Source organism: Pedococcus sp. P2_D9, from assembly GCF_056404275.1.
In genome coordinates this window covers 445,431-456,309 of record NZ_JBFUEI010000002.1, presented here as the reverse complement: position 1 = coordinate 456,309, position 10,879 = coordinate 445,431, and the positions used below count along the sequence as shown (strand labels likewise).

General features: G+C 71.6%; 10 protein-coding genes. 9 read left to right on the top strand and 1 reads right to left on the bottom strand.

Translation table 11 applies throughout. The features are described from left to right. Positions 1-596: C40 family peptidase (locus tag AC1DXJ_RS04990; protein WP_477636453.1), on the top strand; the 596-nt coding region annotated here is incomplete at its 5' end. Between the two features lie 36 nt (positions 597-632). Here the strand turns inward: AC1DXJ_RS04990 and AC1DXJ_RS04985 are convergent. Next, positions 633-1,190, bottom strand: coding sequence for an inorganic diphosphatase (locus tag AC1DXJ_RS04985; RefSeq protein ID WP_477613820.1), 558 nt, complete (start codon positions 1,188-1,190; stop codon positions 633-635). 111 nt (positions 1,191-1,301) lie between these two features. Here AC1DXJ_RS04985 and dacB point away from each other — a divergent pair, with 111 nt between their 5' ends. The 8 genes from dacB to folP all read left to right on the top strand — a co-directional run bounded on the left by dacB (position 1,302) and on the right by folP (position 10,865). Beyond that, positions 1,302-2,741, top strand: coding sequence for a D-alanyl-D-alanine carboxypeptidase/D-alanyl-D-alanine endopeptidase (gene dacB / locus AC1DXJ_RS04980; RefSeq protein ID WP_477636452.1), 1,440 nt, complete (start codon positions 1,302-1,304; stop codon positions 2,739-2,741). Between the two features lie 14 nt (positions 2,742-2,755). Next, positions 2,756-3,829, top strand: a complete 1,074-nt coding sequence (locus AC1DXJ_RS04975) for a zinc-dependent metalloprotease (RefSeq protein ID WP_477636451.1) — start codon at positions 2,756-2,758, stop codon at positions 3,827-3,829. A gap of 43 nt (positions 3,830-3,872) precedes the next feature. Then, positions 3,873-4,853 (top strand): tRNA lysidine(34) synthetase TilS, encoded by a 981-nt coding sequence (tilS, locus tag AC1DXJ_RS04970; protein ID WP_477636450.1) that lies wholly within the window; start codon positions 3,873-3,875, stop codon positions 4,851-4,853. Between the two features lie 35 nt (positions 4,854-4,888). Then, the gene (gene hpt, locus AC1DXJ_RS04965) at positions 4,889-5,440 is read left to right on the top strand and encodes a hypoxanthine phosphoribosyltransferase (protein ID WP_477613816.1); all 552 of its coding nucleotides are present in this window, start codon (positions 4,889-4,891) and stop codon (positions 5,438-5,440) included. 155 nt (positions 5,441-5,595) lie between these two features. After that, entirely contained in the window at positions 5,596-7,692 is a 2,097-nt protein-coding gene (ftsH, locus tag AC1DXJ_RS04960; RefSeq protein ID WP_477613815.1) for an ATP-dependent zinc metalloprotease FtsH, read from the top strand. Next, positions 7,682-8,275, top strand: coding sequence for a GTP cyclohydrolase I FolE (gene folE / locus AC1DXJ_RS04955; protein ID WP_477613814.1), 594 nt, complete (start codon positions 7,682-7,684; stop codon positions 8,273-8,275). Before ftsH ends, folE begins: the two co-directional genes overlap by 11 nt. After that, positions 8,272-10,008, top strand: a complete 1,737-nt coding sequence (locus tag AC1DXJ_RS04950) for a phosphatidylglycerol lysyltransferase domain-containing protein (protein WP_477636449.1) — start codon at positions 8,272-8,274, stop codon at positions 10,006-10,008. Before folE ends, AC1DXJ_RS04950 begins: the two co-directional genes overlap by 4 nt. A gap of 59 nt (positions 10,009-10,067) precedes the next feature. Beyond that, positions 10,068-10,865 carry a dihydropteroate synthase gene (folP, locus tag AC1DXJ_RS04945; protein WP_477636459.1) on the top strand — a complete coding sequence of 266 codons (798 nt, stop codon included), beginning with the start codon at positions 10,068-10,070 and terminating at the stop codon, positions 10,863-10,865. Positions 10,866-10,879: the final 14 nt, after the last annotated feature.

The following is a 10,879-nucleotide window of genomic DNA, read 5'->3' as shown; positions in this document are numbered from 1 at the left end:
CCGCCGCGGCCGAGGCGGCCCGGCAGGCTCGCCTCGCCGCCGAGCGGGCCAAGGCCGCCCGCACGGCTGCCGCACGGAAGGCGGCCCAGCAGGCCGCGGCTCGTGCCGCAGCCGAAGCGGCTCGCCAGAAGGCCGCTGCCGAAGCCGCCGAGCAGGCTGCTCGCGACGCCGCCCAGCACAACCAGCCGAAGCCCAGGCAGCAGCCTGACAACCCGCCCCCGCCGCCGCCGTCCACCAACGGCGGGGTCTCCGCGGTCATCGCGTACGCGCGCGCCCAGATCGGCAAGCCCTACGAGTGGGGTGGCGACGGCCCGAACACGTTCGACTGCTCCGGTCTCACGATGCGCGCCTGGCAGCGAGCCGGGGTCGGCCTCTCGCACTACACCGGTGCGCAGTGGGACGAGACCTCACGGGTCGCCATCAGCGACCTGCGCGCCGGTGACCTCGTCTTCTTCGGCAGCTCCGGCCCGACCAGCCACCACGTGGGTCTCTACGTCGGCGACGGCCAGATGATCGAGGCTCCCTACACCGGCGCCGACGTCCGCTACGCCTCCATCTACCGGTCGGACCTCGTGTCCTACGGCGGCCGTCCCTAGCTCCTGTATGCCGGGTGCTCGCCGCCGCGCGCGGGTTCAGTCGGTGGGGGGCTTGGCCTCGGACATCGGCTCGGCGGACACGTCGGGCATGCGCCACCGAGCGGTCGTCATGCCGGCGTCCTTGGCGCGCTGGATCGCCTCGCGCACGACCTTCTCGGCTTCCTCACGGCCGGCCCAGTGGGCGCCTTCGACGGACTTGCCGGGCTCGAGGTCCTTGTAGGTCTCGAAGAAGTGCTGGATCTCGAGGCGGTCGAAGCTGCTGACCTGCTCGAGCTCGGTGATGTGGGCCTGGCGCGGGTCGCCTGCGGGCACACAGAGGATCTTGTCGTCGCCGCCCGCCTCGTCGCGCATGTGGAACATGCCGATCGGGCGCACGCGCACGAGGCAACCGGGGAAGGTCGGCTCCTCGAGGAGCACGAGGGCGTCGAGGGGGTCGCTGTCCTCGCCGAGGCTGTCCTCGACGTAGCCGTAGTCGGCCGGGTAGCGGGTGGAGGTGAACAGCAGGCGGTCGAGCCGGATCCGGCCCGTCTCGTGGTCGACCTCGTACTTGTTGCGGTGCCCCTGCGGGATCTCGATGGTGACGTCGAACTCCACGACGATGTCCCTTCCGTTGTGCGCATGCCTGAGACTTGGTGCGCGCGCCTATGACCTAGGCTCGCGGCTAAGTGTTCCGTATGACGCAAGTCCAGCGCCTGAGGGGGTCGAGTGCGTCGCATCCTCGCCGCCCTGCTGGCCGTGGTGGTGCTGGGGGTGGCCTACGCAGCGCTCGACGTGTTCGACATCGTGCCCGGGATCCTGACGCGTGACCAGCGCCGGGTCGCCCCGACGACCACCACCCCCACGGGCACGGCGACGCCCACGACCGCCGCGGTCCCGACCATCGACGCCGCCGCCCAACCGCTCCAGCCAGCGTCCGCCAGTGCTCCGATCCCGGACCCCACCGCGCTGGCCAAGGCGCTTTCGACCGTCGTGTCCGACCCGGCTCTGCGTCCCGGGCCGGGCATCGTGGTTCGTGACGCGTTCACGGGCCAGACCCTGCTGACCAAGGACGCCACGAGGGCCCGGGTGCCCGCGTCCACGGCCAAGCTGCTGACGGCGCTGGCGGTCGACACGACGCTCGACCCCCTGTCCACCCTCCCCACGACCGTGGTGCAGGGCACCACGCCCGACGAGATCGTCCTGGTCGCGGGCGGCGACACGATGCTGGCCAGGGGCAAGGGAACGCCCACCGCCGTCGAGGGTCGCGCCGGGCTGGCGGACCTGGCGGATCAGGTCGCCTCGGCGCTGCAGGCCGCAGGGAAGACCCAGGTCAGCCTCCGGCTGGACACGACCTACGCCAAGGGTCCGCGCTGGGCGCCGGGCTGGAACCAGGCGGACGTGAACGCCGGCTACACCGGAGGGGTCTCGATGCTGGGCCTGGCAGGCCAGCGGGCCGTGCCGTTCAAGCCGGCACCACGCAACCCCGAGGCCGCCACGGGCGCCGCCTTCGTGGCCGCCCTGGCCAAGGTCGGCATCACGGCGACCCTCGCCCCGGAGGCCACCTGGTCCACCAAGGTGCCCGAGGGCGCCACCGAGCTGGGGCGGGTGGAGTCGGCCCCGATCGGCGACCTCCTCGCCCTCGCCCTCGACGACAGCGACAACGCGCTCACCGAGGGGCTCGCGCGAATGGCAGCCGTGAAGGCCGGGGACCCTGCGACCTTCGCGGCCGCCGTCTCGTTCGTGACGACCACGGTGCACGCCCGGGGTGTCGACCTGACGGGGGTGGTCCTCAAGGACACCAGCGGGCTCACCTCGGGTCAGGCGATCCCTCCGCAGGTGCTGTCCGACGTGCTTCAGCTCGGAGCCGACGGTTCGGTCCCCGCCATGCAGGACACCATCGCGCGACTGCCCGTGGCGGGCCTGTCGGGCACCCTGGCGACCCGGTTCCACGCGAGGAACACGCGCGCCGTCGCTGGCCTGGCCCGCGCCAAGACCGGCACGCTCACCGGCGTGAGCGCCATGGCCGGCACCGTGATCGACGCCGACGGGCGGGTGCTGTCCTTCGTCGTCCAGGCCGACGGGCTCCCCGGGGGCCCCGGAACGCTGAACGCCCGGGCCGCGTTGGACCGCTTCGTGGCGGTGCTCGCGACCTGCGGGTGTCCCTGACCTACCGTGAGGGGATGACCGTGTTCGAGGCAGCAGCTCCGAAGACCACCCGCTACGTCGACTGGCAGTTCGCCAAGACCACCGGGACGCGGCTGGTGCCCGCCGGACCCAAGGTGACGGTGGCCGAGGCTGCCGAGGTCGTCGCGTCGGTGCGGGCGGCGGCTCACCGCGCTCAGCAACCCGTCGCCGAGACTGCTCGGCTGCACGCCCCCGGGGACGCCCCCGGGCCCGTCGTCGTCGACCGCCGCACCTGGATCTCGCTCAACGCGGACTCGATGTCGGCGCTCATGGACCCCGTCTTCGGCAAGCTCGTCGACAGCCAGAAGAGCGCCCCTAACCAGACCATGCAGGCCATCGGCGGCAAGGTCACCGGCGGCGAGGCCGGGGCGCTGCTGGCCTTCATGTCGAGCAAGGTCCTCGGTCAGTACGACCTGGCACCGGGTGGCACGCCACAGCTGATGCTCGTGGCCCCCAACCTCGTCCAGGTCGAGCGCGAGCTCGGCCTCGACCCGGCCGACTTCCGGCTCTGGGTCTGCATGCACGAGGAGACCCACCGCGTGCAGTTCACGGCGGTGCCCTGGCTGCGCGACCACATGGTCGAGCGCGTCCGCACCCTGGCGTCCGACCTGGTCCCCGACCCCGAGTCGCTGCAGGAGACGCTCTCGCGCCTCACCAAGCAGCTGCCCGACGCACTCAAGAGCGGCGGCGCCGGCCTCACCGACCTGATCGCCACGCCGGAGCAGCGCGCCGAGCTCGCCGGTGTCACGGCGGTCATGTCGCTGCTCGAGGGGCACGCCGACGTGGTGATGGACGAGGTCGGTCCCCAGATCATCCCCTCCGTGGCCCACATCCGCAGCAAGTTCAACGAGCGCCGCAAGGGCGTCGGCGCCTTCGACCGGGTGCTGCGCCGGCTGCTGGGGCTCGAGGCCAAGATGCGGCAGTACCGCGACGGCGCGATCTTCGTCCGCGAGGTCACCGCGGCCGTCGGCACCGACGGCTTCAACCGCATCTGGGAGTCCCCCGAGACGCTGCCGCTGCCGGCCGAGATCGCCACGCCCTCGGCCTGGGTGTCCCGGGTCCACGGCTGACCGGTGGCCGCACACCCTCGCACTGTGCTCCCGGAGGCCTGACGTGACCGGCCCCCACCCGGCCAGCGCGGCCATCCGCGTCGCTGTGCGCGTGACCCTGGCCGAGTGCCGGCCCGGCGACCTGGTCCTCGTCGCGTGCAGCGGGGGAGCGGACTCGCTCGCGCTCGCGGCGGCGGTCGCCTTCGAGGCGCCGAAGCTGGCTGTCCGGGGCGGCGCGGTCGTCGTCGACCACGGGCTCTCGGCCGAGTCCGCGGACGTTGCCCGCCGGGCGGCCGAGCAGTGCGAGACCCTCGGGCTGGCGCCGGTGAGCAGGGCCGTGGTCGAGGTCGTCCAGGGCCCCGACGGCCTCGAGTCCGCCGCTCGCGACGCCCGCTACGCCGCCTTCGACACAGCCGCCGAGCGGCACGGCGCGCGCCTCGTTCTCCTGGGCCACACCCTCGACGACCAGGCGGAGCAGGTCCTGCTCGGCCTCACGCGGGGTGCGGGCGCCAGGTCCCTAGCCGGTATGCCGCGGGCTCGCGACCGCTTCCGGCGTCCCCTCCTGGGGGTCACCAGGGCACAGACCCGATCCTCGTGCGCCGCCGAGGGCCTCACCCGGTGGGACGACCCGATGAACGACGACCCGGCCTTCACCCGGGTCCGCGCCCGCCGGGCGCTCCTGGACCTCGAGCGCGACCTCGGCCCCGGTGTCGCAGCCGCCCTCGCACGCACTGCGGACCTCCTGCGGCAGGACGCCGACCACCTCGACGACCTCGCCGACGCGGCCGTCGTGGCGCTGGGGGCCGGGCCCTGGACGACCGGGGACCTGGCCGCCCTGCCGCGGGCCGTGCGCACGCGGGTCTGGCGCCGCCTCGCGGTCGCGGCCGGTGCGCCGGCCGGGCAGGTGAGCACCCGGCATACCGAGGCGTGTGACGCCCTCCTCACGCAGTGGCACGGACAGGGTCCGGTGAGCCTGCCCGGCCCGCTGCAGGCGACCCGATCTGGCGGTCGGGTATCCATCGCCCCACCTGCTCGGGTTGAATAGCCCCGCACCCGCCGACAACTGAGGGAGTTTGAGCCGTGGACGCTGCCCATATGGGAGCCGATCTCGAGAAGGTCCTCATCACCGAGGAGGAGATCCACGCCAGGCTCGACGAGCTCGCGACCGAGATCTGGGCGGAGTACGAAGGCAAGGACCTGCTCCTCGTCGGCGTCCTCAAGGGCGCCGTCATGGTGATGGCAGACCTGTCCCGCGCGCTGCCCGGCACGGCCCCGGTCGACTGGATGGCCGTGTCGTCCTACGGCTCGGGCACGAAGTCCTCGGGTGTGGTCCGGATCCTCAAGGACCTCGACACCGACATCACCGGCAAGCACGTCCTCATCGTCGAGGACATCGTCGACTCCGGGCTGACGCTCTCGTGGATCAAGGCCAACCTGGAGTCCCGCTCGCCGGCCTCGGTGGAGATCTGCACGCTGCTCCGCAAGCCCGAGGCCGCGAAGGTCGAGATCGACGTGAAGTGGGTGGGCTTCGACATCCCCAACGAGTTCGTCGTGGGGTACGGCCTCGACTACGCCGAGAACTACCGCAACCTGCGCGAGGTGGGCACGCTCGCCCCCCACGTCTACGCCTGAGGCGTACTCGGAACACAGGGCCGATCCGGGTCGTTGTCCAGCACGAGCCACCGGAGCACTGCGTAGTACCGTCGTGGTAGAGCCGAGCCCAGGCCGGGCAACGGCACCCAGCGTCAGCGAGCAGGAGGAACGGGGCGGCCAGCCCCGCTACACACATGGATTTCAAGCGCATCCTTCGGGCCCCGTTGTTCTGGGTCGTCGCCGTCATCGCGATCACGTTGATGGTCTTCAGCCTCAGCGACGCCGGTGGCTACACGCGGATCGACACCTCCGCCGCACAGCAGCTCATCACCGAGAAGAAGGTGGAGCGCGCCGTCGTCACGAACAACGAGGTGGTCGACCTCGACCTCAAGAAGGGTGTGACCTACTCCGACGGCAAGAACGTCAAGAACGCCACGAAGGTCCGCACGCAGTACGTCGAGGCCGCCGGTCCGTCGTTCATCAAGCTCCTCGAGGACAACACCCCGCCCGGGCGGATCAACCAGGTCATCAAGGACACCAACCCGCTGCTGTCGCTGCTGGGCTCGCTGCTGCCGATCATCATCCTGCTCGGCCTCTTCTGGTTCCTCATGAACCAGATGCAGGGTGGCGGTTCGCGCGTCATGCAGTTCGGCAAGTCCAAGGCCAAGCTCGCCAGCAAGGACACGCCCAAGGTCACCTTCGCGGACGTCGCGGGGGCCGACGAGGCGGTCGAGGAGCTCCACGAGATCAAGGAGTTCCTGGCCGAGCCGGCGAAGTTCCTGGCGGTGGGTGCCAAGATCCCCAAGGGCGTCCTGCTCTACGGCCCTCCCGGCACGGGCAAGACGCTGCTCGCCCGGGCCGTTGCCGGTGAGGCCGGGGTGCCGTTCTACTCGATCTCGGGTTCAGACTTCGTCGAGATGTTCGTCGGTGTCGGTGCGAGCCGGGTCCGCGACCTCTTCGAGCAGGCCAAGGCCAACGCCCCCGCGATCGTCTTCGTCGACGAGATCGACGCCGTGGGTCGGCACCGTGGTGCGGGCCTCGGCGGTGGCCACGACGAGCGTGAGCAGACCCTCAACCAGCTGCTGGTGGAGATGGACGGCTTCGACGTCAAGACCAACGTCATCCTCATCGCGGCGACCAACCGCCCCGACATCCTCGACCCGGCCCTGCTGCGCCCCGGCCGCTTCGACCGCCAGATCGCGGTCGAGGCCCCCGACATGATCGGGCGGCACCGCATCCTCGAGGTGCACTCGCAGGGCAAGCCGATGGCCACCGGCGTCGACCTGCTCGCGGTCGCCCGCCGGACGCCCGGCTTCACCGGTGCCGACCTCGCCAACGTGCTCAACGAGGCGGCCCTGCTGACGGCTCGCAGCGACGGCAAGCTCATCGACGACGCCGCGCTGGACGAGGCCATCGACCGGGTCATCGCCGGCCCCCAGAAGCGCACCCGGATCATGTCCGCCAAGGAGCGCAAGATCACGGCCTACCACGAGGGCGGGCACGCGATCGTGGCAGCAGCGATGAACCACCTCGACCCGGTGACCAAGGTGACGATCCTGCCCCGCGGCAGGGCGCTCGGCTACACGATGGTGATGCCGACCGACGACAAGTACTCCACGACGCGCAACGAGATCCTCGACCAGCTGTCCTATGCGATGGGTGGCCGGGTCGCCGAGGAGGTCGTCTTCCACGACCCCACGACCGGTGCCTCGAACGACATCGAGAAGGCCACCGGCATGGCCCGCAAGATGGTCACCGAGTACGGCATGAGCGAGCGCGTCGGCGCCATCAAGCTCGGCCAGTCGCAGGGTGAGGTCTTCCTCGGTCGCGACATGGGTCACCAACGCGACTACTCGGAAGAGGTCGCCAGCATCGTCGACGAAGAGGTGCGCAAGCTCATCGACGCCGCCCACGACGAGGCCTGGCACGTGATCAACGACAACCGCGACATCCTCGACCGGCTGGTCCTGGACCTGCTCGAGCACGAGACGCTGAACGCCAAGGAGCTCGCGGCCATCTTCGAGCCGATCCGCAAGCGTCCCGTGCGCCCGACCTGGCTCTCCAGCGAGACCCGGTTCCTCTCCGACCAGCCGCCCGTCCTGACCCCGGCCGAGAAGGCCGCCCAGAACGGCTCGGCCCCCGCGCTGGAGTCTGCGGGCACCAACCGCCAGACCGCCGAGGCGATCGACAAGGCGGCCGAGGCCGGCGCCGTGAAGGCCCACGAGGAGCACCCGCCCACCCAGGTGATCGAGGTCCCCGAGGGTGGCCAGGTCGATCCGAATGGCCACTGAGGCCAAGCCTCACGTGGTCGACCAGCCGCGTGCGGAGGCTGCCGTGCGTGAGCTGTTGATCGCCATCGGCGAGGATCCCGACCGCGAGGGCCTGGTCGAGACCCCGGCGAGGGTCGCGCGGGCGTACGGCGAGTTCTTCGCCGGGCTGGCCCTCGACCCCGCGGAGGTCCTCGCCAAGACGTTCCAGATCGAGCACGACGAGATGATCCTGGTGCGCGACATCGAGGTCTACTCGATGTGCGAGCACCACCTCGTGCCCTTCCACGGCGTGGCCCACGTCGGCTACATCCCGGCCAAGGACGGCCGCGTGACCGGACTGTCCAAGCTGGCCCGGCTCGTCGAGATGTACGCCCGGCGACCGCAGGTGCAGGAGCGGTTGACGACCCAGGTCGCCGACTCGCTCGTCACCCACCTCGGCGCCCAGGGCGTCATCGTCATCGTCGAGTGCGAGCACCTGTGCATGTCGATGCGCGGCATCCGCAAGCCGGGGTCGCGGACGATCACCTCGGCCGTCCGGGGCCAGCTGCGCGACGCGGCCACCCGTGCCGAGGCCATGGCGCTACTTCTGGGGGGCAAGCGGTGACCGGACGCGAACTCGCGCGCCCCACCACCCCTGCCAAGCCCAACAGCCGGCTCCCCGGCATGCTCGCGGCGTCCAAGGCGCCCCGACTGCTCGGCAACCTCACCTACCTCGTCGGCACGCTGGACCTGCTGACCGGCCTGCTGCACTCCTGGCGGGTCCACCTCCAGGGGCTCACCGAGGTGCTGCCCGGTGCCCTCTCCGATGCGGCAGCGGCGGCGACGGTGGTGTCCGGGATCTTCCTCATCGTGCTGGGGCACTCGCTCAAGCGTCGCAAGCGGCGCGCCTGGCGGGCGGCGGTCGGACTACTCGCCCTGTCGGTGGTCCTGCACGCCATCAAGACCGAACCCGCCTCTGCAGTCATCTCCCTCGTCGGTCTCGGGCTGCTCGTGCGGTACCGCACCGAGTTCCGCGCCCTCGGTGACCCGACGACGCGGTGGCGCGCAGTTCGCGCCTTCGTGGTGCTGCTCGTCGTGTCCGTGCTGGCCGGCGGCCTGGTCATCTGGCTCAACCGGCGCGACATCGTGGGCGGCTTCCCGGGGCCGGGGGAGCTCGTGCGGGAGCTGGGCCTGGGCATGGTCGGGGCCAACGGCCCCCTGACGTTCACGCAGGACAGGTCCGCCGACATCGTCGGGTCGCTGCTGCTCGGCTTGGGGCTGATGACGCTGCTGACGCCGGTCTACCTCGCGCTGCGTCCCGCCGAGCCCGTGCCGTCCCTGACCGATGACGACGAAGCCCGCCTCCGTGCCCTCGTCGACCGGCACGGCGACTCCCTGGCCTACTTCAACACCCGGCGCGACAAGTCGGTGATCTGGTCGTCGTCCGGCAAGGCGGCGATCGCCTACCGCGTGGTGTCCGGCGTGATGCTGGCCAGCGGTGACCCCGTGGGAGACCCCGAGGCCTGGCCCGGTGCGATGCACGCCTTCCTCGCGGAGGCAGCTGCCCATGCGTGGACGCCCGCCGTGCTGGGCTGCTCCGAGCACGCCGGCACGATCTGGGTGCGCGAGACCGGCTACACGGCGCTGGAGCTCGGCGACGAAGCCGTCGTCGACGCCTCGACCTTCACCCTCGAGGGCCGCCCGATGCGCAACGTGCGACAGATGGTGGGCCGGGTCGCGCGGGCCGGGTATGCCGTGGACGTCTGCCGCGTCCGCGACGTCACCACCGACGTGCGTGACCGCGCCATGGCGGACGCCTCCGCATGGCGGTCCAGCGCCACCGAGCGCGGGTTCTCGATGGCGCTCGGCAGGTTGCTCGACGAGGGCGACCCCGAGTGCGTGTTCGTGGCCGCACGGCAGGATGGGGTCGTGCGAGCCTTCCTGCAGTTCGTCCCCTGGGGTCCCGACGGGATGTCCCTCGACGTCATGCGGCGTGACTCGAGCGCCGACGCGGGGGTCAACGAGCTGATGATCACCGAGGCGCTCGCGGCGGCGCCGGGTCTGGGCGTGCGGCGGGTCTCGCTGAACTTCGCGGCGTTCCGCTCCGTGCTGGAGCGCGGTGGCAAGCTGGGAGCCGGGCCGATCCTCAAGTCCTGGCGGCGCGTGCTGCTGTTCGCGTCGCGGTGGCTGCAGATCGAGAGCCTCTACCGGTTCAACGCCAAGTTCCAGCCGCAGTGGCAGCCACGGTTCCTCGTCTACCCCTCGGGATCGGACCTGCCACGGGTCGGACTGGCTGCCCTGGAGGCCGAGGCCTTCCTCACCTGGCCGACGCTGGGCCGGCTCGGCGGTGGGGCGTGACCACTCCGGCTGGGAACGTCTCGTGGCCGCTGCGCCGGGCCGACGGGCTCCCGGTCGTGATGGGCGTGGTCAACGTGACCCCCGACTCGTTCAGCGACGGCGGCCAGTGGTTCGAGCCGTCCGCGGCGGTCGAGCACGGCCGTGAGCTGATCTCCCAGGGCGCCGACATCCTCGACGTCGGCGGGGAGTCGACGCGACCTGGTGCCGAGCGTCCGTCGGTGGCCGAGGAGAAGCGCCGGGTGCTCCCGGTCGTGGCCGCCCTCGCCGCAGCGGGCGCCGTCGTGTCGGTCGACACCATGCGCGCGGAGGTCGCTGCCGAGGCGCTCGCGGCCGGGGCGGCCATCGTCAACGACGTGAGCGGGGGGATGGCCGACCCCGAGATGGCCGGCGTCGTCGCGTCGGCAGGGGTGCCGTTCGTCGCGATGCACTGGCGTGGGCACAGCGTCGACATGCAGTCCCGGGCGGTCTACGACGACGTGGTGGCCGACGTGGTGGCCGAGCTGTCCCAGCGGGCAGCGGAGCTCGCGGCTGCTGGGATCGGGGCCGACCGGATCGTGCTCGATCCCGGCTTCGGGTTCGCCAAGCTGACCGGGCACAACTGGTCGCTCCTGCGCGGGCTCGACCGGCTGGTCGAGCTCGGCCACCCGGTCCTGGTCGGCACCTCCCGCAAGACGTTCCTCGGCCGGATCGGCGTGCCCGCGGGGGCTGAGCCGCGGCCACCACTGGATCGCGACGTGGCCACGGCCGCGACGTCCGTGCACGCCGCGCAGCTGGGGGCGTGGGGCGTGCGCGTCCACCACGTCCCCTCGACCCTCGACGCCATGCGGGTCGCCCGCGCCATCCGGGACGCCCAGTGACGCCGGCAACATCA

Bases quoted from the DNA above. Each gene is read 5' to 3' on its own strand.
- AC1DXJ_RS04975 (WP_477636451.1), top strand. From the start codon at position 2,756: ATGACCGTGTTCGAGGCAGCAGCTCCGAAGACCACCCGCTACGTCGAC.
- ftsH (WP_477613815.1), top strand. From the start codon at position 5,596: ATGGATTTCAAGCGCATCCTTCGGGCCCCGTTGTTCTGGGTCGTCGCC.
- folE (WP_477613814.1), top strand. From the start codon at position 7,682: ATGGCCACTGAGGCCAAGCCTCACGTGGTCGACCAGCCGCGTGCGGAG.
- folP (WP_477636459.1), top strand. From the start codon at position 10,068: ATGGGCGTGGTCAACGTGACCCCCGACTCGTTCAGCGACGGCGGCCAG.